Consider the following 23,845-nt stretch of genomic DNA (forward strand, 5'->3'; position numbering starts at 1 on the left):
CCTTCGCACAGCGGTCAACGCGGACCGGGCGGGCGGCGGTTCACCGTGGGCCCGATTTCTCCGGGGACGATGATGACCGCTCCGGCGAACAGGCATTACTCCGAAGCGTGTCCGAACGAATACTTTGGGTGTGTAGTCTGGCGGCGTACCCCGAATCCACCGCGGCCCGTCGGCGTTCCCGGTGCCGCGCGGACACCTCAAGGAGGACCGACGTGACCGATCCCGACCTCGGCGGCATGGACCTGACGGTCGTGGCCGTCGCGGACTCCGAGCCCTACGTTCGCCTGTCCGCGGCCATGTTCGACGCCCTGCCCGGCCGGGGTCACACCGTCGGCCTCGCCGTCGTGCGCTCCCCCCTCACCCCGGCGCCCGCCCGGCTGCGCCGTGCCGTGGCCGGGACCGGCCTGGCGGACCGCCGGGTCCCGGTCCTGACCCTGCCGGAGCTGCGCAGGCTGGTCCGCCGCCGGGTGCCCGACGCCGTCATGCTCAACTGCACCGCCCGGGTCGCCGACGCCCTGGCCGACATCCTGCCGACGGGCCGTCGCCGGCCCGTGGTGGTCTCCGCCCTGGCCGGGCCGGCGCTGCCCGCGGGGGAGCACGAGTGGCTGCACCGGGCCCGTGCCGACCTGCTGGTCCTGCACAGCCTGCGCGAGGTCGCCGCGTTCTCCGAACTCGGTGAGAAGGTCGGCGCGGGCTCCGCCGTCGCCCTGGCCGGACTGCCGCTGCCCGCCGCCCGCGAACGCCGCGGGGGGCGTCCGCACCGGGTCGTCTTCGCCGCCCAGGACGGGGTCCCGGGCACCGCCCGCATGCGCGAGCGCGTCCTGGAGGCGCTGGCCGGCCTCGCCGAGAGCCGCCCCGACCTGGAGGTCGTGGTGTGCCCGGGAGAGCGGCGCTCCCCGGCGCCGGGCGGCGACTACGCCGAGCTGTGGCGCGGCCTGGTCGGTGCCGGGCGCGTCCACGACCACACCGTGCTCTTCCGCCCCGGCCCGGTCGCCGACCAGCTGGACCGGGCCCGCGGCCTGGTCACCGTCGGCTCCCCGGCGGCACTGGAGGCCATCGCCCTGGACGTCCCGGTCATCGTCCTGGGCGACGTGGGCGAGGACCCGGGCGCCACGGTGTTCGAGGACGGCGGGATCTTCGGGACCCTCGACGACCTGCGCGCCCTGCGCTTCCGTGCGCCCACCCCGGAGTGGGCGCGGGAGAACCACTTCCACCCGCCGGAGCTGGAGGACTGGACCCGCCGCCTGGCCGCCCTGGTCCGCCGCGCCCGCCGCGGGGACCTGCCGGCCCGGCCCGCCCTGCTCGACGCGGGGGCGCACCGCCGGGCCCGCCGCCGCGTTCTGGCCGATCTGGGCGGTGCTCCGTCGCTGTTGCGCCAGGGGCCGCGTGTGTCCTGGCCCGAGCCCTGAGGCGCGTTATACGGGTTTGTCGGTCGGGCGGAGCGCGACCGGCGGCCGGAACGTGTGCGCGCCGTGCCGGGCCGATCCCGTGGTCCGGGTGATCTCGCCGTTGGCAGCCCCGATCCGGTGGCGGTGTGGCGCTCGGCCCGGGGCGGGGCGGGCGCGACCCGTGTCCCCCCGCCCGGCCCGCGCGGTCCCCGGCCCGCGGCGCCTGCGCCGCCGGGGACCGCCCGTCAGATCCCGTCCGCGCCGGGCTCCCCGGCCGCCTCCCCGCCCCCGATGACGGAGGAGGCGCGGTCGGCCAGGGTGGTGTCCGCGACCGGCGCGTCGGGCAGGGCCTCCAGCAGCAGCGGCTCCAGCAGGACCGACAGCGACGACGAGAACGAGTACGAGAAGTGGTTGTCGTCGTAGTAGGCCAGCTGGTTGCCGATCACCCCGGGGCACTCCTGCTCGCCGCACAGGTACCCCGTGAGGTCCACGGTCCGCACGTTGCCCGGCAGCTCCCCGGCCGCCTCCTCCAGCGGGGAGGCCGCCGCCATGGTGTACCCCCGGTCCTGCGAGCAGCGCCCGCCCCGGTCGACGCAGTCGGCCACGTCGAACGCGAACCGGGGGGTGTCGCGGACCGCGACCACGTCCACCCCGAGCCCGTCCAGCCACCGCCAGTGCTCCACGAACCCGTCGGGCACGTGTTCCAGGCTCCCGTCCCCCTGCTGGGTCAGCGTGCCCAGGCCGAACACCGCGTCCGGCACCATCAGCTCGATCTCCGCGGCGACCTGCGCGTTCCAGGCCGTGCACTCGTCGTACACCTCGCCGCCGAACACCTGCTCCTCGGCGCTGAACTGGCAGGCGTTCTTGGTCATGGTCACCAGCCGCCACCCGTGGTGCTCGGCGATCGGCCGCAGCGCCTGGAACCAGTGCCGCGCGTGCGAGCTGCCGGTGAGGACCAGGGTGTACTCCGAGTCCACGTCGCCGAACTCGCAGGAGATCAGCTCCGTGGACGGGATGGTCACGTTGCACTCGCTGGTCTGCGCGATGGTGTCCCGCTTGACCGTGGTGGTGTCCGGGTACACCGGCAGCGCCGGCAGGTTCGCGGCCAGCTCCGGGCTCAGGTGCACGGCCGCGCCGGGGTAGGCGGTGGGGTCCTGGCTCAGCCGGGCGCGGGTCTCCCGCTGCTGCTCGATGCCCGCGCCCCAGGCCAGGGAGCCGACCAGTACCGGGACCGCGAACAGTACCCCGGCGGCCAGGGACCACGACGGCGTCCGCCGGTCGCGCAGCACCCGGTCGATGCCGCCCTCCAGGAGCCACGAGGTGGCCAGGGCCGCGGCGAAGGAGACGCCCAGGACCAGGAGGCCGCCGGTCAGGGACGGCTCCACCCGGTCGGTGACCTCCAGGTAGAAGACGAGCACCGGCCAGTGCCACAGGAAGAGCGGGAAGGAGTGCCTGCCCAGCCGCACCAGCGGGCGCAGGCCCAGCAGCCGGTTGGCGGACCATTGGCCGGGTTCGCCCTCGGCGCCGGCGACCAGGACGAGGACGGCGGCCAGCACCGGCCACAGCGAGGCGTACCCGGGGTAGGGGAGCGAGTCCCCGATGACCGCGCCGCACGCGACCAGGGCGGCCAGCCCCGCCCAGCCCGCGGCCGGGCGCAGGGCGCGGGGCAGGCGCAGGTACGGCAGGAGCAGGGCGAGCAGGCCGCCCAGGGCGGGTTCCCACAGGCGCGCGCCCGTGTCGAAGTAGGCCCAGGCCGGCTCGGCGGAGGTGATCCACAGCGAGTATCCGAACGACAGGGCGAACACCGCGGCGACGGCGACCGCCGCGGCGGCCCGCACCCGGCGGCCCGCCCCCGCGGCGGCCAGGGCCGCGAGGGTGAGCAGCAGCGGCCACAGCAGGTAGAACTGCCCCTGCACGCCCAGCGACCAGAAGTGCTGCACCGGGCTGGAGGCGGAGTCCCGCGCCATGTAGTCGACCGAGCCCAGGGCCAGGTGCCAGTTGGCGTGGTACAGGGCGGCGGCCTGGACGTCGGCGATGACGGCGGTCCAGGACGACCGGGGCAGGAACGCGAACGCCCCGGCCAGCACCGCGCCCAGCACCACCGCCCCGGCGGGGAAGAGGCGGCGGACGGTACGGCTCCAGAACGCGCCGATACCGATGCGGCCGTCGCGCTCCAGCGTCCGCACCATCGACCCCGTGACGAGGAAGCCGGTGAGCAGCAGGAAGACGTCGACGCCGCCGGAGACCGTGCCGAACCAGATGTGGTAGACGGCGATGAGCACCGCGGCCACCGCCCGGAGCCCTTCGATGTCGTCGCGGCGTCGGGACACGGGCGCGCGCGGCGTGGCGGGCACGGGGCTCGGGACAGGAGGGGGCAAGGGTGCGCCTAGCACTCGGCGAAGGTGGGGGGCAGGGGGCGGCGGCCCGGGACGGGCGCACGGCGGAGCACCGGAGGGATGACGGTACTCGGGGAATGCCCTGCCGTTTCAGTATCCGTGGGGCTTTGTCCTGCTTCCGCGCGCAAGGCGGTGAAGTTGTCCAGTTGAGATGGAATCTGTGTGAAGGCGTAGCCCTGACCTGGGGGGAAGTGGTCGACCTCACACCGGGGGTGCGTGACCGGTTCCGAACATCAGATGTCTTTTGTATGTATATGGGCTATTTATGCCAACGTGTTTGCCCGAAGCGGCGTCCTCACGCGGGATGACCCGATGACAGGGGGAGAGCACGTATGGGGCCGCACTTCGAGGAGGACGAGTACGAGGAGGGCGAGGAGCACTTCTACGACGACGAGGGCACCTTCGGGGTCCTCGCGCCGCTGGAGGCCGAGGAGCACGACGGCGGCTGGTGACCCCGGCGAACGGGGCGGCCCCGGACCCACCGGGTCCGGGGCCGCCCCGTTCGCACCTCAGCCGCGCAGTCCCAGGCGCCGTAGCGCCCGGCCGCCGGACCGGCGCAGCCGGCGGTACGGTGTCTCGGCCGCCGCCCTCTCCAGCCCCTCCAGCCGCTTCGACGTCCGGGCCAGCTCCTCGGCCAGGTCCCGTGTCCGCTTCGCCTCGCCCTCCAGGGCCGCCACCCTGCGGGTCAGCTTCCGGACTTCGGCCTCGGCGGCGGCGGCCCGGGCGCGCCCGCGCTTGTCCGCCTCCCGCAGCCACGCCATCCGGTACCCGAGGTCGCCGTCGTCCCCGCCCCGCCAGGCGCCCACCCCGGGGTGGTGCCGCACCTGTGCCAGCCGGGCCTCGAACGCCAGGCCGCCGTCCCGGTCGGGGCGGTGGACGTGGTCAAGCCCGTGCCGGTCCAGGAAGGAGACGAGCCGGTCGAACCTCTCCCCGTGGCCGTCGGCCATCGCGGAGAAGTCCGCCTCCTCGTACAGCCGGGCCGGCAGCCCGCCGAGGTCCTCCTCCGGGAGGTCGTCGACGATCCGGTGCGGGATGTCGAAGTACCGGCACAGTTCGAGGGTGCGCGAGTCGTGGCACAGGACCACGGCCGGGGTGCCGGCCAGCAGTGCCGCCACGTTGCCGTGGATGCGGGTGCCGAAGGCGAAGTCGCGCTCCCGGAGCGCGTCGACCCACACCGGGCTGTCGTAGTACAGCCGCGTCCGGTCCTCGGAGAGCAGCCGGTGCGTCCGCAGCGAGGGGACCGGGTCGCTCTCCCCGGCCGCCTCCGACACGTCCCCCCAGTAGAGGAGTTCGAGGTCCTTCAGCTCCTGGGCCATGTACACCAGGTCCGGGTACCGGTCCAGGGCGGCGTCCACCAGGCGGTTGATCACCCCGTCGCCGATGGTGCTGCCCGGGATGTTCCCGGACGGGAAGGACACGTTGACCGCGATCCGCGCGGACGCGTCCAGGGTCCCGCCCTTTTTGTGGACGACCAGGTCGCGCCCGTTCATGAACATGGACGGGCAGCCGATGACCTCGACGTCGTTGAAGCCCAGGCCCTTGAGGTACCGCTCGGTGAACTCGCCGCGCACGCCGATGGACGGCGACCGGTCGAGCACGAGGGAGCAGAACCTGCGCACCTCCTCCTCGACCGGGGCCATCGGGGCGGGGTCGTAGTCCACCCCGGACTGGGCACCCACGCCGAAGACCACCACCGGGATGGTGAGCCGCTCGACCAGGTCGCCCAGGTTTTTGAGGTGGCGCCGGAACGAGGGCCGGAAGGCGTTGGCCAGCGGGACGACGAAGACGTCGTACTCGTCGTTGATCCGCTCGGCCTCCCCCGGGTCGACCCGGTACCGGTTGGGCGTGATCTCGGTGCCCGGTGTGGACAGGAACTTCCACACCGCATCGCTGAACAGGAGGTTGCCCGTGTTCGTGGCGATCAGGTTGCGCTGCACGACCTCGCTGGGCGAGGCCGGGGTGAAGGGGCTGCGGCCTGCGCGCAGCAGAACACGGGTCATGGCCGTCCTCGTCGTCTCGGGGGGTTCAGCGGCGCAGGCCGGTCTTGCGCAGGATCCGTCCGACGGGCCTGCGCACCCTGCCCATGAGCGACTGCACCGCGGCCTTCTCGGCCTTGGCCGCCGTCTTCTCGGCGCTCTTCAGGCGCTTCTCCACCGACTGGAACCTGCGCTCGGTCTCCTTCTCCAGGGCCTTCAGCCGCTTGGCCAGGTCCGCGCGGGCGGCCTCGCTCGCCTCGTGCCGGGAGCGCAGCCACCCGATACGGTGGCCCACCCCCGCCTCCGCGCTGGTCCAGGCGTCCACGGCGGGGGGGTAGGCGGTCGCGCGCACGCGCTCCTCGAACGCGGCGCCGCCGTCCTCCCCGGGCTGGTGCACGTGGGCGAGCCCGTTCTTCTCCAGGAAGGCGGTGAAACGGGTGAACCGCTCGGCGTGCCCGGAGTGCATGGCCGAGAAGTCGGCCTCCCGGTACAGGTCGGCGGCGTCCACGTCCGCGGACAGCTCCCTGATCTGCCGGTGCGGGATGTCGAAGTACCGGCACAGTTCGAGGGTGCGCGAGTCGTGGCACAGGACCACGGCCGGGGTGCCGGCCAGCAGCGCGGCGATGTTGCCGTGGATGCGGGTGCCGAAGGAGAAGTCGTACTCGCGCAGGGCGCCGATCCAGGTGGCCGGGTCCAGGTGGACGTTGACCTTGTTCTCCAGGAACAGGGGGTGGGTCCGGTGCACGGGCATGGGGTTGTGCCGGTCCTCCACCGCGGAGGCGTCGCCCCAGTAGAGCAGCGCCAGGTCCTTCGTCTCCTGGGCGAAGTAGCGCATGTTCGGGTAGCGGGCGAAGTTCGAGCTGACGATGCCGCCCACGTCGCCGGCGCCCAGCGCGCTGCGCGAGGCGTTGACGGCCACGGCCGAGTCCGGTCCGAGCCCGTCCGCCTCCCGGGTGGCGGTGAGGCGGTCCCCGTCCATGAACATGGAGGGGCAGCCGATGACCTCGACGTCGTTGAAGCCGAGGCCCCTCAGGTACTTCTCGGTGAACTCGCCGCGTACGCCGATGCTCGCGGACCGGTCCAGGACCGCCGAGACGAAGCGCTGGACGGGCTTGTTCAGCGCCTCCATGCGGTCCATGCCGTAGTCCAGGTCGGACTGGGCCCCCACACCCACGACCACCACCGGGATGGTCAGTTTCTCGATGAGGGCGCTGAGCTTGTTCAGGTGGGGCACGAAGGAGGTGCGGAAGGCGTTGGCCAGCGGGATCACGAACGCGTCGTACTCGTCGTTGATCCGTGCGGCCTCCGAGGCCTCGGCGCGGAAGCCGTTCGCGACGACCTCCGTGCCCGAGGTCTCCAGGGTCTTGTGGGAGGCCTGGCTGAAGATCAGGTTCCCGACGTTGTTGCCGAAGATGTTCTCCTCGATGGCCGCACCCGCGTGGACGATGCGGAACGGGTCCTTGCGGGACCTCAGGAGGATGCGCTTCATGGTCTTCGCCTTCGTCAGGGCCGGTCAGGGGCGGCTGAGTTCGGCGGGGGACTCCCCGCCGAGGGGTGACAGCGGCCGGAGTGCGGCGGCGCGGTCGTAGAGGTCGTCCACGGCCGCGGCGAAGCGGCTCATGGAACTGGTGTCCGACGGGCCCAGCAGGTAGGTGCGCAGCTCGCGGCGCAGGCCGGCGAGCTCGTCGCCCTCGCGCAGGTGCACGGCGGCCAGGGCGGTGTCCAGCCCCTCCCCGTCGGGGAGGAGGAGGTACGCCGCACTCGACGTCGGGTGCTTGACCCGGAACTCCTCGTGCGTGATGCCCTCGCAGTTGGTGATCGCGTAGGGCTTCTCGGTGGCGACGAAGTCGGCCACCACGCTGGAGATGTCGCTGATGAGCAGGTCCGCCTGGTTGAAGCAGGAGTACAGCGAGGGCCGCGGGCCCTGGATCACCAGGTGCGCGGTGTCGGGCCGGCCCTCCCAGTAGACCCGGTGCCACTCCTCGGTGAGGATCGCCACCTCGCGGACGGCCCCGGGGTCGGCGCCGCTCTCCTCACGCGAGTTGTGGGCCTCGTCGGTGGCGCCGCGGTCGTCGTCGAAGGCGGCCAGGCGCCGGTCCAGCGCGGCCAGCGCCGGGTCCTCCCGGTCGCCGTGTCCCGCGGCCCGGTTCGCCTCCTCCAGCAGGGCGACGATGCGCCGGTGGGCCGTGCGCGCCAGGGGCGAGCGCAGCCCGGTGAACGGGTGCGGCTTGTACAGCACGCGCACGCCGGGCCGGGCCTTCAGCAGCTGGGCGATCAGGGTGGGGCCCGCGTCCATCAGGGAGGTGTTGCCGGGCTCGTCGGTCCAGCCCTCCCATGTCGGGGCGTACAGCACGGTCCGCACGGAGTTGGGCGCGGAGTCGGTGCGGATGGAGTCCAGCTGGGGCCGGCCCACCTCGACGATTTCGTCGGGGCGCACGCCCACCTGGGCGCGCACGTACCGGTCCAGCCCGGCCCGGCCCGCGGTCCACACCTCGTCGTAGACCTTGCTGAACGGGTTGACGCTGGCGATCTTGTCGCTGTCGCCGTGTCCGATGAACACGTGCTTGAGCATCGGGTTGCGCAGCATGTGGATGTTCTTGCCGGTGTTGGCCGGGTACAGGGCCACCCGCGCCGGGCCGAAGTCCAGCGCCATCAGGTCGGTGGAGGCCGGGACGCACAGGACGGGAACGGGCGTCGGCGCCAGCTGGGCGGCGATGACGCGCTCGCGCAGGACGATGATCCCGCGGCGCCCGAGCCCGGCCATGGTCTCCAGCCACATGTTCGCCTGGTAGGCGGAGTCGGCCGAGCCGGAGAAGTACAGGACGACCTCGGGCCGGTAGGAGTCCAGCCAGGACTGGGTGAACTCCATGACCCGGTCGGCGGACGGGATGGTCCGGGCGCGCCGGATGTGCCACACCAGCATCAGCAGACCCAGGACGGTGACGCCGACGGTCAGGAGGGCGCCCGCCGCCACGACCCAGGCCGAGCCGAACCACACGTAGCCCACGACGCCGAACACCAGGAAGGCGTCCAGCGGCAGCAGTCGGCTCATCGGCTCGCGCACGAGCGGCATGGGCGGGCTGTCGGGGATGTTCAGCGGTGCCAGGTCGATGTTGCGGGTGACGATCGGCAGCTTGCGCGAGACGCGCAGCATCCGCGCGGCGATGCCCGCCATGAGCTGGAGGCAGAAGAGCAGCAGGAACACCAGCAGGACCATGCCGATGCCGGTGGAGGTCGCGGTGGTCGTGGTGATGAGCAGGCCCAGCACGAGCAGCTGGCGCAGCAGGCCGCGCGGGGTGATCCCCAGGCGGATCTGCTGGATGAGCTTGGCCAGGTTGTGGAGCCGGTGCAGCAGCAGGGCGTCCATGGCGTAGCTGCCCGCCGCGCCGAGGGCGAACACCCACCAGGAGCCCGCGATGACGCCGGCGAGCATCACCAGGTAGGAGAGGGTGAGCAGGGCCGCCCCCAGGAGCGTGGCCCGGCCCAGGCCGCGGAGCTTGGTCACTTGGAGCCCCCCGCCGCGCCGGTGCCGGGCAGGTCCTCGCGGCGGACGTCGACGACGTGTCCGGTGAGGTCGGAGAGCAGCACGTCCAGGGAGGTCGTGGCGACCTTCTCCGCGCTGAGCAGGGTGCCCGCGGGCTCCTCGCCGAAGGCCTTGGTGCGCATCGGCGTCTGGGTGCGCTCGGGGTTGATGCAGTTGATGCGGATGCCGTCCTCGGACCACTCGTCGGCCAGGGCCTGGGTCAGGTTGACGGTCGCCGCCTTGGTGGAGGAGTAGAGGCTGTACTCGCCGCGCCCGCGGGTGTAGGAGCTGGAGGTGTAGAGCAGCAGCTGGCCGCCGGTCTGGGCCAGGTACGGGAACGAGGCGCGGGCGATGTGCACCGGGGCCAGGTAGTTGACCCGCAGGGCCTCCTCGATGACCGTGTCCTCGGTCTGGTCGAGGCGGCCGATGCGCAGGACGCCGGCGGTGTTGACGACGAAGTCGACGCGCCCCGTCGCGGAGTGCGCCTGCTCCAGCGCGGCGGCGATGTCGGCCGGGTTGGCCACGTCGGTGCGGGTGGCGCTGCGCGAGTAGCGGAAGACCCGGGCGCCGTACTTCTCGGCGAGGTCGGCGACCCCGGAGCCGATCCCGTAGCTGCCGCCGAACACCACCACGGTCCTGCCGGTGAGCCGTTCCGTGTAGTCCCCGTCGGTGAACTCGGGGGTGGCGGAGGAGGAGAGCTGGAAGAGCTTGTCGGCGATGAAGATGTCGACCGGCTGGGTCACCTTCATGTTCTGCTCTTCGCCCGCGACCACGTGGATCGGGGTGTCGGGGGAGTAGCGCAGGACGACGGTGCAGTCGTCGGTGGCCTCGAACCCCGGGTCGTTCCACGCCTTGGCGTAGGCGTTGCGGATGGTGGAGAGGCGGAACCCCTGGGGGGTCTGGCCGCGGCGCAGCCGGGAACGGGTGGGGACGTCGGTGATGACGTCGTCGTCGACCTCGATGATCGTGTCGGAGGACGGGATCGCCACGTCGACCGCCTGGAAGGTCTCCAGGGCGGTGACGCAGTCGTCGATGACGCGCTGGGAGAGCAGCGGGCGCACCGCGTCGTGGAAGAGCACGTTGGTGTTCTCCGCCGAGTAGTGCGACAGGGCGTCCAGGGCCAGCTGCGTGGTGGCGTTGCGGGAGGTGCCGCCCGGCAGCACCCGGGTCACCTTGCCGAGCCCCGCCTTGCGCACGATGGCCTCGGCGTCGTTGACGAAACCGGGGTTCATCATCACGATGACCTCGTCCACGCGCGGAGCCTGCTCGAACAGCTCCAAGGTGTGCTCCAGGATCGTCTTCCCGGCGATCTTCAGCAGCTGCTTGGGCGTCGCCAGTCCGATGCGCTGGCCGCTGCCGCCGGCGAGGACCACGGCGACGGTTCGGGTCACGGATCGGGCTACGGGCTCGGTGACATGGCTGGGCAAGACTGGACTCCGAAAAGGGGAGGAAGGGCGGGCCGTACCGCGGGGCAGTGCTCGGGGGGTGGTCGCCGTGCGACCTCACCCTGCTCAACGAGACTTCACCGGGCGGACATGAAGACGTTTTAACAGGATATGAGGTTTACCAGTAGTTTGTGAGTTAGATGACTCACGGTCCGTTTCGGGTGGTGAAGGCGTCAGCGGCCCGGAACCCCGGTACGAAGCGGTGGGGGCCGCGCGCACGGCGCGCGGCCCCCACCGCCCCACGACCCCGGAACGGGTCTCAGCCCGCGTCCTCCGTGCCCGGCACGGTCACCGGGGCCATGCCGTCCGGCCGGTCGTCCGCCCCGTCCTCGCGGAAGGGGTCCGCGGGGACCGGCTCGGCGAAGGTGCCGGGCGGGAAGTCCCGGAGCCCGCGCTCGTACAGGTCGTCCACGGCCGCCGAGAAGCGGCTCTGGGCGTCGGGCTCGTCCGGGCCCAGCAGGTACTCCTTGAGGATCTCCCGGCGCCGCGCCATCGCGTCGTCCTCCGGCCGCCTCGCGGCGGCCAGGACCTCCTCCAGCCCGGCCAGGCCGGGGCGGAGCACGTACCCGGCCCCCGCGGACGGGTACTGGCGCCGGAACTCGTCGTCTCCGGTGTCCCACAGGTCCGCGATGGCGTAGGGCTTGCCGCTGGCGATGAAGTCGGCGACCACGCTGGAGATGTCGCTGACCATCGCGTCCGACTCGTTGAAGCACGAGAACAGCGTCGGGAACGGATCGGTGACCACGTGGTGGCGCAGCGGCCCCGCGGAGGTCCAGTACAGGTCGTGCCACTGCCGCAGCAGGTCCCGGTACCCCTCCAGGTCGGCCCCGGTCAGGTTCCGCTCCGAGGACTCCTCGCGGAACCGCTCGATCCGTCCGCGCAGCTCCGCCAGCCGCCGCTCGGACTCCGGCGGGACGGGCTCCAGCCCGCGGTTGTGCGCGGTGACCGCCTCGACGATCCTGCGGTGCGCCGCGGCGGCGCGCGGGGAGCGCTTGCCCAGCAGCGGGTGCGGCTTGTAGATGAGCCGGACCGGCTCCGCGCCGCCCAGCAGCCGCTCCACCAGCTCCGCGCCGACGGTGTCCGCGGAGGTCAGGTAGTTGTTGTCGTCCACACCCTCCCAGGTGGGCGCGTAGATCACCGTGGGCACCGACCGCTCGGCCGCGGTCCGGGGACCGGAGACCGCGTCCAGCTGGGGGCGGCCCACCTCGACCACGTCGCGGTCGTCGATGGCGTGCCGGACCCGGCGGTAGCGCTCGCGCCCGCCGCGGCCGGCCACCCAGATCTCGTCGAAGATCCGGCTGACGCGGTTGCTGCTGGGCAGCTTGTCGCTGTCGCCGTGCCCGATGAAGACGTGCTTGATCTCGGCGCGCTGCACCAGGTGGATGTTCTTGCCGGCGTTGCCCGGGTACAGGGCCACGCGGACCGTGGACAGGTCCAGGGCGGCCAGGTCGTCGGCGCGCGGCACGCTCACGACCGGCAGCGAGGTCGGCTCCAGGTACGGCAGGTTGGCGTGCTCGCGGAACACCACCAGGGCCCGCCGGTCCAGCCGCTCCATCGCCTCCAGCCACATGTTGGCCTGGTAGACGCCGTTCTGGCTCCCCACGCCGAACGTGAAGTACAGGACCACCTCGGGGCGGTAGGCGCGCAGCCGCTCGCCGACCTCCTCGATGACCTGGGCGTCGGAGGGGAAGCGCAGGTGCGCCAGGAAGGTCGGAACGGAGGCCAGCGCCAGCACCAGCACCGCGCCCGTGCTCAGCGCCGCACCGCCGATCGCGAGCCACTCGGGCCCGCCCGCCAGGTGCGCCACCCCGCCCAGGACCAGCGCGATGTCGGCGAGGAAGACGCGGTTCATCGGCAGCTCGCGCACGAACCCGGGCGGTTGCGGCAGGTTCAGCGCGGACAGGTCCAGGTTGCGGGTGCGCACCGGCAGCCGGGAGCGGCGCATGATCTGCAGCCGCATGAGGTCGTAGCCCAGGGACAGCACGAAGAAGGCGCCCATCCCCGCGAACGTCGACCAGTAGGCGGCGGTGCCGATCGCGCCCACGGACACGTACAGGGCGATGAGCAGGATCTGGCGCAGCAGCATCCGCACGGTGAGTCCGACGCGGATGCGGCTGAGCACCTTGGTGAGCACGGTGACCCGCTGGGCGACCAGCCATTCCGTGGTGTACAGGACCAGCGCCAGCAGCCCGAACACCCAGACCTGCGCCATGGCCACCTCGATGGCCTGGAGCAGGAAGGAGAGTCCCATGGCCGCCAGGACGGCCAGCGCCGGGCCGTCGACGCCCAGGTGGCGCAGCCGGTTCATCTCCCCTCCTCCGTCCCGCGTGTGCGGACGGCGGCCACCGGGTCCTCGCGGCGGACGTCGACGACGTGTCCGGTGAGGTCGGAGAGCAGCACGTCCAGCGAGGTGCGGGCCACCTTCCCGGCGCTGAGCAGGGTGCCCGCGGGCTCCTCGCCGAAGGCCTTGGTGCGCATCGGCGTGCGCGTGCGCTCGGGGTTGATGCAGTTGATCCGCACACCGTCCCCGGACCACTCGTCGGCCAGGGCCTGGGTCAGGTTGACGGTCGCCGCCTTGGTGGAGGAGTACAGGCTGTACTCGGCCCTGCCCCGGGTGTAGGAGCTGGAGGTGTAGAGCAGCAGCTGCCCCCCGGTCTGGGCCAGGTACGGGAACGAGGCGCGGGCGATGTGCACCGGGGCCAGGTAGTTGACCCGCAGGGCCTCCTCGATCGTCGCCGGGTCGGTGCCGTCCAGCCGCCCGATGCGCAGCACCCCGGCGGTGTTGACGACGAAGTCGACGCGTCCCGTCGCGGAGTGCGCCTGCTCCAGGGCCGCGGCGATCTGCGCGGGATCGGACACGTCGGTGCGGGTGGCGCTGCGCGAGTAGCGGAAGACCCGGGCGCCGTGCTTCTCGGCGAGGTCGGCGACCTCGGCCCCGATGCCGTGGCTGCCGCCGAACACCACCGCGGTCCGCCCCTCCAGCAGCCGGTCGCGGTCCCGGTCGGTGAACTCGGGGGTGGCCGCGGAGGAGAGCTGGAAGAGCTTGTCGGCGATGAAGATGTCGACCGGCTGGGTCACCTTCATGTTCTGCTCCTCGCCGGCGACCACGTGGATCGGTGTGCCGGGGGAGTAGCGCAGGACGACGGTGCAGTCGTCGGTGGCCTCGAACCCCGGGTCGGCCCAGGCGCGCTCGTACGCCTCGCGGATGGTGGAGAGGCGGAACCCCTGGGGGGTCTGGCCGCGGCGCAGCCGGGAGCGGGTGGGGACGTCGGTGATGACGTCGTCGTCGACCTCGATGATCGTGTCGGAGGACGGGATCGCCACGTCGACCGCGGCGTAGCGGTCCAGGGAGTCCACGCAGTCGTCGACGACCCGCTGGGAGAGCAGCGGGCGCACCGCGTCGTGGAAGAGCACGTTGGTGGTGTCCGCGGGGAGGTGGGACAGGGCGTCCAGGGCCAGCTGCGTGGTGGCGTTGCGGGAGGTGCCGCCCGGGAGCACCCGGGTCACCTTGGCGAGCCCGGCCCGCTGCACGACGGCCTCGGCGTCGCTGACGAAACCGGGGTTCATCATCACGAGGACCTCGTCCACGCGCGGAGCCTGCTCGAACACGTCGAGCGTGTGCTCCAGGATCGTCTTCCCGGCGATCTTCAGCAGCTGCTTGGGCGTCGCCAGGCCGATGCGCTGGCCGCTGCCGCCGGCGAGGACGACCGCGACCGTCCTCGTGGCGGGCGCGGGCCGTGGAAAGGTACTGCTCTCAGGCAAGGTCGTCTCCCTCTTCGCGAAGAGTTGGGGGATGTACTGCCCGACCTTGGGGGAAACGTGCGGGTTCCGGGCACGAGAGGCCGAGAGGCGCGTCACACTCCGGAAGGAGGAACATGCGCCATTCGTATCGAATCGGTTCTCTGTTCTTATCGCCGTCGCCTGTTGTTCAGGTTCCGGTGTGAATGGGACGAAGATCTCCGTTGTCGGGTTGTCCGCCTCCGAAGGGAGTTTTCGCCACCCCGAGCGGCCCGTGTCGGGCGCCTTCCGAGGAGGGGCATCGTGACCTGGTTCGATGCTCGCGAGGATGGTCCGGTTGTTCGACGCTACCCGCAGCCCGGTACCGGTCACGACGGAATAACGCCCGGACCATGTCCCGGTGACGGGAAACGGCCGGGGGCCGCACCTTTCGGTGCGGCCCCCGGCGGGTGCGGCCCGGCCGTCCGGGCGCGGGTCAGGACCGTGCCGCCTCCGGGGTGTCCGCGGCCGGCCGGGCGCGGACCGGCGCCACCAGGTTCAGCACCCAGTACACGAGGAAGGCGCTCACCAGGCCGACGACCCAGCCGTAGTCCGCGAGCGGGGCCAGCGGCGGGATGAGGCCGTCCGCGGGGAACGGGCCCAGCTTGGCGCCGGTGTCCGCGTCGACGGCCGAGTAGGAGCCGCCCACCGCCAGCAGGGCGCCCGAGCCGAACGCGGCCAGGGCCCGCCAGTTCCAGCCGCCGCGGTACCAGTACTCCGACCCGCGCGTGTACAGGCCCGGCAGGTCCAGCCGGGTCCGGCGCACCACCCAGTAGTCGGCGAGCAGGATGCCCGCCACCGTGCCCAGGACGCCGCCGACGGTGCCCAGCCAGGTGAAGATGTAGACGCTCTCGTTCTCCAGGAGCTTCCAGGGGAAGATGAGCACGCCCAGGAAGCACGTGATGATCGCCCCGGTGCGGAAGCTGATCAGGCGCGGCGCCAGGTTGGCCAGGTCGTAGGCCGGGCCCACCAGGTTCGCGGCGATGTTGGTGGAGACCGTCGCCAGCAGCACGATGAAGATCGCGAACAGCAGGCCCAGGCCGCTGCCCATCCGCGCCACGATGTCGATCGGGTTCCACAGCGGCTCGCCGTACACCGCGGCGGTGCCCGCCGTGACCATGACCGCCAGCAGCGAGAACAGGGTCATCGTGGTGGGCAGGCCCAGGGACTGGCCCATCACCTGGGCGCGCTGTGAGGCGGAGAAGCGGGTGAAGTCGCTGATGTTGAGGGTCAGGGTCGCCCAGTAGCCGATGACGCCCATGAGCGAGGGGAAGAACAGGGCCCAGAACGACGGGCCCCAGTCCAGGCCCCCGGGGTCGCCCGCGAGCATGGCGCCGGGGCCGCCGGCCTCGGCGGCCATCCACACCAGCAGGGCCGCGCCGCCGACGATCATCATCGGGGCCGCCCACACCTGCACCTTGCGGACGCCCTCCATGCCCCACAGGATGATGACCACCTGCACCACCCAGAACACGGCGAAGGACAGCCACAGGGTCCACGGGTTGCCGCCGACCGCGGGGGCGTCGAGCCACGCGTCGCCGAACAGGCGGCCGGCGAGCACGTACACGCCCTGGCCGCCCACCCAGGTCTGGATGCCGAACCAGCCGCAGGCCACCGCGCCGCGCAGCAGCGCCGGGAGGTTGGCGCCGCGCAGGCCGAAGGAGGCGCGCGCGAACACCGGGAAGGGGATGCCGTACTTGGCGCCCGCGTGGCCGGTCAGCACCATCGGCAGCAGCACGACGAGGTTGCCCAGCACCACGGCGAGCATCGCCTGGCGCCAGTCCATGCCGGCGGCGATCAGGCCGCTGGCCAGGGTCCAGGCGGGGATGCTCACCGACATGCTCACCCACAGGGCGGTGAAGCTCCCGGTGCCCCAGGTGCGGCGGGCCATCGGCACCGGCTGGAGGTCGCCGTTGACGTAGGGGCTCTCGGGCATGGACGCGCCCTCGGCCAGGGAGACGCGGCCGTCGGGGTGGGTGACGGCGCTCGGTTCCGGGGAGGGTGGGGCTTGGGTCACGGGGCACCTGATTCTCGGGTGATGCGGGGAGCCGGTGTGGCGGGCGGGCACGGCGTCGGGCCCGGCATGGTCGCGTAGAAATGTGGGGATATGCCCGATCTGTTGCGGGCCACCGAATATCTTCGCACGTCACCCGGGGTAGGCGGGCGGCCACCGGGGCCCGCCCCCGCGCCCGCACCGGCAGTGTGCGCTTTTCTTGTGACCGCGCTGTTCCGGGCAGGGCACCCGCCGGTGAACCCCCGTGCCTCCTGGCCCCGTGCGGCCCCCTGGCCCCGTGCGCTCCCTCGGCATCTTGCGCCCCTCGGGCCCCGCGCCCCCGCCCCTTGTGGACCCCGGGCCTCTGGCGCCCCCGGGCCCCGCGTCCCCGGGCCCCGCGTCCCCGGGCCCGTCCGGGCCCGGGGACGCGGGCGGGGCGGCGGGTCAGATCCCGGCCACGGCGGGGACCACGTCGCGCCCGTAGGCGTCGATGACCCCGTCCACGTCGTCGTGCATGGCGTAGACCGCGAACTGGTCGACGCCCGCCTCGCGCAGCCGTTCCAGCTTGGCCACGTGCTCCTCCACCGTGCCCAGCAGGCAGAACCGGTCCACCACGCCGTCGGGCACGAACGCGGTGTCGGGGTTGTCGGCCCGGCCGTGGTGGCTGTAGTCGTAGCCCTGCCGTGCCTCGATGTAGTCGGTCAGCTCCTGCGGGACCGCCCCCGAGTGCCCGTACCTCGCCACCAGGTCGGCGACGTGGTTGCCCACCATGCCGCCGAACCAGCGGCACTGCTCGCGGGCGTGCGCCAGCCCCCGCGCCGACCCGTCGGTGACGTAGGCGGGCGCGGCGGCGCACACCGTGATCTCCGCCGGGTCGCGGCCCGCGTCGGCCGCCGCCGCCCGCACCGCCCTGACCATCCACTCCGTCAGGTACGGGTCGGCCAGCTGGAGGATGAACCCGTCGGCCTGCCGCCCCGCCAGCTCCAGGGCCCTGGGCCCGTAGGCGCCCATCCAGACGGGCAGCGCCCCGTCGCGCACCCACGGCAGGCGCAGGGACGCCCCGTCCACGTCCGCCTCCCGGCCCTCGGCCAGGTCCTTGATCGCGGCCATGGCCAGGGAGAGCCGGGCCAGGGTGGCGGGGCTGCGCCCGGCCACCCGCATCGCCGAGTCCCCGCGGCCGATCCCGCACACCGTCCGGTTGCCGAACATGTCGTTCAGGGTCGCGAACAGGGAGGCGGTCACCTCCCAGGCGCGGGTGCCCGGGTTGGTCACCATGGGGCCCACCACGAGGTTCTCGGTGCGCTCCAGGACACGGCTGTAGACGACGAACGGCTCCTGCCACAGCACGACCGAGTCGAACGTCCACCCGTGGGTGAAGCCGAGCCGGTCGGCGCGCGCCATGCGGTCCACCAGCAGGTCGGCCGGCGGGTCGGTCTGGAGGACGAGTCCGATGTCCATGTGCTCCCCTCTCAGATCAGGTACTGGCAGGTGCCGCGGGTCAGGTAGCGGCCGTGCCCGGCCGAGCCGAGGTACTCGCCCCGGTCCACGACGACCCGGCCGCGCGAGAGCACGGTGCGGGCGCGGCCCCTCACCCGCCTGCCCTCGTACGCGGAGTAGTCGACGTTCATGTGGTGGGTCCGGGCCGAGATCACGTGCTCGGCCCCGGGGTCGTAGACGACGATGTCGGCGTCGGCGCCCGGCGCGATGGTGCCCTTGCGCGGGTAGAGCCCGAACATGCGGGCCGGGGCGGCGCAGGCCAGCTCGATCCACCGGCGCCGGGAGATGCGGCCGTCCAGCACCGCCTGGTGCAGCAGGTCCATCCGGTTCTCCACCCCCGGCATGCCGTTGGGGATCTTGGAGAAGTCGCCCCGGCCCCGCTCCTTCTGCCCGTTGAAGCAGAACGGGCAGTGGTCGGTGGAGACCACGGACAGGTCGTCGGTGCGCAGCGCCCGCCACAGGTGCTCCTGGTGCTCCCGGGGCCGCAGCGGTGTCGAGCACACGTACTTGGCGCCCTCGAAGTCCGGCGCCGCCAGGTCCTCCGCCGACAGGAACAGGTACTGCGGGCAGGTCTCGCCGAACACGTTGACCCCGAGGTCGCGCGCGCGGGACAGCTCCTCCACCGCCTCGCCCGCGGACACGTGCACCACGTACAGCGGGGCCCCGGCCACCCGGGCCAGCTGGATGGCGCGGTGGGTGGCCTCCGACTCCAGCAGGGCCCTGCGGACCTCGCCGTGGTGGCGGGGGTCGGTCCTCCCGGCCGCCAGCGCCTGCTCGACGAGCACGTCGATGGCGATGCCGTTCTCGGCGTGCACCATGCTCAGCGCGCCGTTGGTCGCGCCGCGCTGCATGGCCCGCAGGATCCGCCCGTCGTCGCTGTAGAAGACGCCCGGGTAGGCCATGAACATCTTGAACGAGGTGATGCCCTCGTCCACCAGCGCGTCCATCTCCTTGAGCGAGGACTCGTCGATGTCGGACAGGATCGCGTGGAACCCGTAGTCGATCGCGCAGTTGCCCTCGGCCTTGGCCAGCCAGGCGTCCACCCCGGCCCGCACCGGGCTCCCCGGTGTCTGGATCGCGAAGTCGATGATCGTCGTGGTGCCGCCCCAGGCGGCGGCGCGGGTCCCCGTCTCGAAGGTGTCGGAGGCGAAGGTGCCGCCGAACGGCATCTCCATGTGGGTGTGCGCGTCCACCCCGCCCGGGATGACGTAGTGCCCCGCGGCGTCGACGACCTCGGCGCCGCTGCGGGCCCAGGAGCGGGCGGTGTCGCCGCCGCGCAGGGCCAGGGCGGCCACGGTCCCGTCCTCGACGAGGACCTCGGCCTCCAGTTCGTCGGCGGCCGTCAGGACCAGGCCGCCGGTGATGAGGGTGCGTCCCATGGCCGTCCCCTATCCCTCGGTCAGCGGGCCGTAGGCGTCCGGGCGGCGGTCGCGGTAGAAGGCCCACTGGGTGCGGACCTCGTCGATCAGGCCGAAGTCGAGGTCGCGCACGACCAGCTCGGGCGCGGTGTCGGAGGCGGTGTCGCCGACGAACCGCCCGCGCGGGTCCACGAAGTAGCTGGTGCCGTAGAAGTCGTTGTCGCCGTACTCCTCCCGGCCCACCCGGTTGATGGCCGCGACGAAGTACTCGTTGGCCACGGCGGCGGCGGGCTGCTCCAGCTTCCACAGGTACGCCGACAGGCCCCGGCTGGTCGCCGACGGGTTGTACACGAGCTGCGCCCCGGCCAGGCCCAGCGCCCGCCAGCCCTCGGGGAAGTGGCGGTCGTAGCAGATGTAGACGCCGATCCGGCCGACGGCGGTGTCGAACACCGGCCAGCCCAGGTTGCCGGGCCGGAAGTAGTACTTCTCCCAGAACCCCTCGACCTGCGGGAGGTGGTGCTTGCGGTACTTGCCCAGGTACGTGCCGTCGGCGTCGATGACGGCGGCGGTGTTGTAGTGGAACCCGGGCCCCTCGGCCTCGAACACGGGCAGCACCATCACCATGCCCAGCTCCCGGGCCAGGGCCCGGAAGCGGGTGACGGTGGGGCCGTCGGGGACGCTCTCGGCCCACCGGTGGTGCGCGGCGTCCTGCACCTGGCAGAAGTAGGGCGCGTTGAACACCTCCTGGAAGCCGATGACCCGCGCCCCCCGGGCGGCGGCCTCGCGCGCGTATTCCTCGTGGACGTCGAGCATGGAATCGGTGTCGCCGGTCCACTCTGTCTGGACGAGTGCGGCACGGACGGTGTGCGGCATGGTTCCCCTCGTTCCTCCGTGGCCGTCGCGGTCGGCCCGGAACGGTCGGCGCGTCCGCGTAGGCCCTGTTGGCAGGCGGGTGCGGGCGGAGCGGCGCGCGATGAGAATCGCACGATAGAGAGAGGGGAATGGCAGGTCAATATCCGACATCCCGGCGAACGGGATTCCTTCGTGTTGTGCGATTTCACAAAGACGGCCAATGGCGTCCGATGTCCTTTTTTCAGGGCACCGCCATTCAGAGGAAGAACCAGGTTTCGCCGTGTTCCGGGGCGCGGATTTCGTGCTCCCCTCCACACCCTCCCCGCCGCGCCGGGCGGGGCCGCGCCCGCGGCCGGTCCTAGGGTGGGGGGCATGGCGCGACTGCTCATCGTTCACCACACCGTCTCCCCGGCCACCCAGGAGCTGCTGGAGGCCGTGCTGGAGGGGGCCCGCGACGACGCGATCGAGGGTGTGGAGGCCGTCGCCCGCCCCGCGCTGTCGGCCTCCGCCGCCGACGCCCTGGAGGCGGACGCCGTGGTCCTGGGGACGCCGGCCAACATCGGGTACATGTCGGGCGCCCTCAAGTACTGGTTCGACCTCGTGTACTACCCGGCGCTGTCCGCCGGCCGGGCGGTGCCCTACTCCCTGTACGTGCACGGCAACGACGACACCGCGGGCGCGGTCCGCGCGGTGGAGGGCATCGCCGGGGGCATGGGCTGGCGGCGCCACCGCCCCCCGGTCCGCGTGACGGGAGCCCCCGGCGCCCCCGACCGGGACGCCTGCCGCGAACTCGGGGCCGTCACCGCGCTGGCCGCCCTGGACATGTGAGGGCCCCGCCCCGCGCGGCGCGCGGAACGGGGCCCGGGAACGGGGAGGGCGCTACTGCACCTGCGCCACGATCGGCTCGTCGGGGCCGATGATGGGGGTGTAGTGCACCTCGACCACGGTCACCTCGCCGAGGATGGCGACCTGCCCGCTGGCCTCCTGGCCGGACGCCAGCTCCGACACCTCGATGCCCTGGATGTCGGCGAACAGCTCCCAGTCGGTGACCTCGGTGCCGTCGTCCAGCACGTAGCTGAAGTACAGCGGGTTGATCGACAGGGTCTCGTCCCAGTTGTTGGCGATCGTCACGTCGAGGACCGTGTAGGTCTCGCTCGGCTCGATCGTCCCGCTCGCGGTGCCCGCGTTGGTCGCGGTCATGGTCACCGCGCCGCTCGGGGCCGCCGGGGCCTCCTCGGTGGTGCCGCCCGGCTCGGTGGTCTGCGAGGAGGTGGGGGCGCTGGCCGGGGCCTCGCTGCTGCCGCCGCCGGCGGACATCGCGATGACCACGATGATCACGACCACGATCACGATCAGGCCCAGGCAGCCCGCACCCACACCGATGCCGACCTTGGCGCCGGTCGACATGCCCTGCTTCTGCGGCTGTCCGCCGGGGACGCCGTACGGGTCGTACTGCTGCCCGCCGGGAGCGCCGTAGGACTGCTGGCCGCCGCTGGGGTCCCCGTAGGGCTGCTGCCCTCCGGAGGGGTCCCCGTAGGGCGGCTGCCCGCCGGGGGGACCGTACGGGGGCTGCCCGCCGGGAGGACCGTAGGGCGGCTGGCCGCCGGTCGGGCCGTAGGGGGGCTGTCCGCCGGGGGGACCGCCGTAGGGGGGCTGGGGGCCGGAGGGGTCGTTGGGGTAAGACATGGTGAGTGCTCCGGTCTCGGTGCGGGACGGCGTGTGTGCGCCGGTGAAGGGTGCGCGGTGCGCCTCGGACGGAGCACGCGCGGCGGTGGAGGCCGCCGTCCGCCGGTCGGCGGTGGCGGCGGAGCCGCCATGGCGACCGTACCTCTACCGTCCGATCGGATGATGCGGAGGCCCGGACGGTTCGCACAAGGGCCCGGTGGCCTTCGCCACGAAGCCCCCTGCGCCCGCGGCCCCGCCTTGGTACGTTGCGCCTATGCGCACGGACTACCACCCGACCCCCACCGAGGTCGTGGCCTCCTGGATCCCCCACGACGCCCGCTGGCACGCCGCCGCCCGGACGGCCGCCGCCGCGGGTTCCGACGAACTGCGCCGCTACGTCTCCGGACTCGTCCACGAGCAGCGGGACGGGGACCGCGAACTCGCCGACGAGTACGACCTGCTCTCCATCGGCGCCGTCGTGGAGGACCTGGGTGTGGGCGGCCTGGCCGCGGTCGAGTGGAGCAAGGTCCGCGACGCCCTCCTGCTGCCCCTGACCAAGAGGATGTAGGTACCGAGGGGGTCCGGGTGAGCCGTCCCGGGAGGCGGAGAGGGCGGGAGCGCGGGAAGCGGGAGGGCCGCTGATCGGGGTGCGGAACCGGTGGCGGCCGTAGCGGGCCGCCCCGCGGACGCTTCCCGTCTTCCGGACTGGGGTCGGCGGGGGCGCGGGCGGGCACGGGCCCGTTCCCCGGCCGGGGCCGGGGAGAACCGCTCGGCCCCGCCGTTGTACCGGCCGTCCGCCGGGGGCCGCGTCGTCTGCGGAGGGCAGCGGGGGGCGGGCGTCTCCGCGCGGCGCGGGCGCGCGGGGGAGCGCGGCTCAGTCCTCCTCGGGGTGGCACTCCAGGCAGTCCGGGCCGCAGGGGTAGTTGATCATCGACATCGACCGGCAGAGCACGCACATCCGGCGCCGGCCGTCCGGCGGGTCGTGCCGCCACTGGTGGCGGCCGGCCCGGCAGATCCCCGAGGGCTTCATGGCGGTCTCATCGCGGGCTGCGCTCATGCACGCACCGTAGCGGAACCGGTCCCCGCCCGGAAGGCGTTCGGGCGGTGCCGTGCGGCCCTGGTGGAACCGGCAGCGCCCCCGAGGGGGCGCCCGGTCTGCTCTCCGGGTGCGCCGGTCCGGCCACCGGGCCGGGGACGGGGTCGTCGAGGGGCGGGAGGCCGGAAGGTGTGTCCGTTCGGTGCTGGTCGGCCCGGTCACCACGGCGGCCCCGGCGGTCCTGGTGGGTCCGGCAATCCCGGCAGACCGGTTGGTCCCGGTGGTGTCGGGTGGGGTGTCCGGGTGGTCTGTGCGAGGTCGGGGCGCAGGGCCAGCAGGGCGCGGACGGCGGCGGCCAGGTCGGCCAGGTCGGTGAAGTCGGTGGTGTTGTGTGAGGGCGGGAGCGGCGGTTCCCCGTGGTGGCGACTGCTCTGTGTCGGTAGTGGGACGGGTGGGTTCCAGGGGTGGGTGGGGTGCCCGGTGTGGGTGTTGCCCATGGGCTCGGTCTCTTCTCCGGTCGTTGTGTGTGCGGGGGCGGGATGCGGGTGTCCCGGTCGGCTGTCGGTGTGTGGTCGTCGCGGGGTGGGCCCGCCCGGCGGGGGTCGCCGGGCGGGCGTGCGGGTCAGCCCGTCTCGGGCCGGGTGGCCCTGACGGTCTCGGGGACCAGGAGGGCTTCGACTTCGGCGCGGTGGAAGCGGCGGTGGCCGCCCAGGGTGCGGAAGGAGGTGAGTTTGCCGGTGTCGGCCCAGCGGGCGACGGTGACGGAGGTGACGCGCATCATCTGCGCGACCTCGCCGGAGGTGAGGGGTTCGGGGACCTGCTGTGGGCGGTTCACGGGGTGGCTCCTGCCTGGCGGAGGAGGCGGTCGACGTCGGTGCGCAGGAAGCGGTGGTGTCCGCTGGGGGTGCGCACGCCGGGGAGTTTGCCGCGCAGGACCCA

17 protein-coding genes are annotated in these 23,845 nt (G+C 72.8%); 3 read left to right on the forward strand and 14 right to left on the reverse strand.

Annotated features, from left to right (window positions below; translation table 11 throughout):
* Window positions 1–212 precede the first annotated feature (212 nt).
* Window positions 213–1,409, forward strand: coding sequence for a DUF6716 putative glycosyltransferase (locus BUE45_RS24845; RefSeq protein WP_084737793.1), 1,197 nt, complete (start codon window positions 213–215; stop codon window positions 1,407–1,409).
* A gap of 224 nt (window positions 1,410–1,633) precedes the next feature.
* Here BUE45_RS24845 and BUE45_RS24850 read toward each other — a convergent pair whose 3' ends face one another.
* The 11 genes from BUE45_RS24850 to BUE45_RS24900 all read right to left on the reverse strand — a co-directional run bounded on the left by BUE45_RS24850 (window position 1,634) and on the right by BUE45_RS24900 (window position 20,226).
* Window positions 1,634–3,718 (reverse strand): acyltransferase family protein, encoded by a 2,085-nt coding sequence (locus tag BUE45_RS24850; RefSeq protein WP_245833455.1) that lies wholly within the window; start codon window positions 3,716–3,718, stop codon window positions 1,634–1,636.
* Window positions 3,719–4,293: 575 nt separating this feature from the next.
* Entirely contained in the window at window positions 4,294–5,784 is a 1,491-nt protein-coding gene (locus tag BUE45_RS24855) for a polysaccharide pyruvyl transferase family protein (protein ID WP_073382397.1), read from the reverse strand.
* A 25-nt stretch (window positions 5,785–5,809) separates the two neighbouring features.
* Complete coding sequence (locus BUE45_RS24860; protein WP_073382400.1) at window positions 5,810–7,249, reverse strand: polysaccharide pyruvyl transferase family protein; 1,440 nt, start codon at window positions 7,247–7,249, stop codon at window positions 5,810–5,812.
* 24 nt (window positions 7,250–7,273) lie between these two features.
* Complete coding sequence (locus tag BUE45_RS24865) at window positions 7,274–9,265, reverse strand: glycerophosphotransferase (protein ID WP_073382403.1); 1,992 nt, start codon at window positions 9,263–9,265, stop codon at window positions 7,274–7,276.
* Window positions 9,262–10,674 (reverse strand): bifunctional cytidylyltransferase/SDR family oxidoreductase, encoded by a 1,413-nt coding sequence (locus tag BUE45_RS24870; protein ID WP_084737796.1) that lies wholly within the window; start codon window positions 10,672–10,674, stop codon window positions 9,262–9,264. The genes BUE45_RS24865 and BUE45_RS24870 overlap by 4 nt, the downstream gene beginning before the upstream one ends.
* Before the next feature lie 313 nt (window positions 10,675–10,987).
* Entirely contained in the window at window positions 10,988–13,036 is a 2,049-nt protein-coding gene (locus BUE45_RS24875; protein ID WP_178378645.1) for a glycerophosphotransferase, read from the reverse strand.
* Entirely contained in the window at window positions 13,033–14,490 is a 1,458-nt protein-coding gene (locus BUE45_RS24880) for a bifunctional cytidylyltransferase/SDR family oxidoreductase (RefSeq protein WP_073382408.1), read from the reverse strand. Before BUE45_RS24880 ends, BUE45_RS24875 begins: the two co-directional genes overlap by 4 nt.
* Before the next feature lie 451 nt (window positions 14,491–14,941).
* The gene (locus BUE45_RS24885; RefSeq protein ID WP_073382411.1) at window positions 14,942–16,522 is read right to left on the reverse strand and encodes an NCS1 family nucleobase:cation symporter-1; all 1,581 of its coding nucleotides are present in this window, start codon (window positions 16,520–16,522) and stop codon (window positions 14,942–14,944) included.
* A gap of 420 nt (window positions 16,523–16,942) precedes the next feature.
* Window positions 16,943–17,956 (reverse strand): TIGR03842 family LLM class F420-dependent oxidoreductase, encoded by a 1,014-nt coding sequence (locus tag BUE45_RS24890; protein ID WP_073382414.1) that lies wholly within the window; start codon window positions 17,954–17,956, stop codon window positions 16,943–16,945.
* A gap of 11 nt (window positions 17,957–17,967) precedes the next feature.
* Window positions 17,968–19,374, reverse strand: a complete 1,407-nt coding sequence (hydA, locus tag BUE45_RS24895; RefSeq protein WP_073382416.1) for a dihydropyrimidinase — start codon at window positions 19,372–19,374, stop codon at window positions 17,968–17,970.
* Between the two features lie 9 nt (window positions 19,375–19,383).
* A complete protein-coding gene (locus tag BUE45_RS24900) occupies window positions 19,384–20,226 on the reverse strand; it encodes a nitrilase-related carbon-nitrogen hydrolase (RefSeq protein WP_073382419.1) in 843 nt (280 codons plus the stop codon).
* A gap of 351 nt (window positions 20,227–20,577) precedes the next feature.
* Between BUE45_RS24900 and BUE45_RS24905 the strand changes: the two genes are divergently transcribed.
* Complete coding sequence (locus BUE45_RS24905) at window positions 20,578–21,033, forward strand: flavodoxin family protein (protein WP_073382422.1); 456 nt, start codon at window positions 20,578–20,580, stop codon at window positions 21,031–21,033.
* A 51-nt stretch (window positions 21,034–21,084) separates the two neighbouring features.
* Here the strand turns inward: BUE45_RS24905 and BUE45_RS24910 are convergent, their stop codons facing one another.
* Window positions 21,085–21,891 carry a DUF4352 domain-containing protein gene (locus BUE45_RS24910; protein ID WP_073382425.1) on the reverse strand — a complete coding sequence of 269 codons (807 nt, stop codon included), beginning with the start codon at window positions 21,889–21,891 and terminating at the stop codon, window positions 21,085–21,087.
* A 253-nt stretch (window positions 21,892–22,144) separates the two neighbouring features.
* On the opposite strand from BUE45_RS24910, the gene BUE45_RS24915 reads away from it, so the two are divergent.
* Window positions 22,145–22,438, forward strand: a complete 294-nt coding sequence (locus BUE45_RS24915) for a hypothetical protein (protein ID WP_073382428.1) — start codon at window positions 22,145–22,147, stop codon at window positions 22,436–22,438.
* A gap of 306 nt (window positions 22,439–22,744) precedes the next feature.
* On the opposite strand, the gene BUE45_RS24920 is transcribed toward BUE45_RS24915, so the two are convergent.
* The gene (locus BUE45_RS24920) at window positions 22,745–22,927 is read right to left on the reverse strand and encodes a hypothetical protein (RefSeq protein ID WP_073382430.1); all 183 of its coding nucleotides are present in this window, start codon (window positions 22,925–22,927) and stop codon (window positions 22,745–22,747) included.
* Between the two features lie 601 nt (window positions 22,928–23,528).
* Window positions 23,529–23,741, reverse strand: coding sequence for a BldC family transcriptional regulator (locus tag BUE45_RS24925; RefSeq protein ID WP_073382433.1), 213 nt, complete (start codon window positions 23,739–23,741; stop codon window positions 23,529–23,531).
* Window positions 23,742–23,845: the final 104 nt, after the last annotated feature.

The organism is Nocardiopsis flavescens, assembly GCF_900141985.1.
In the GTDB taxonomy this organism is placed as follows: Bacteria; Actinomycetota; Actinomycetes; order Streptosporangiales; family Streptosporangiaceae; genus Nocardiopsis; species Nocardiopsis flavescens.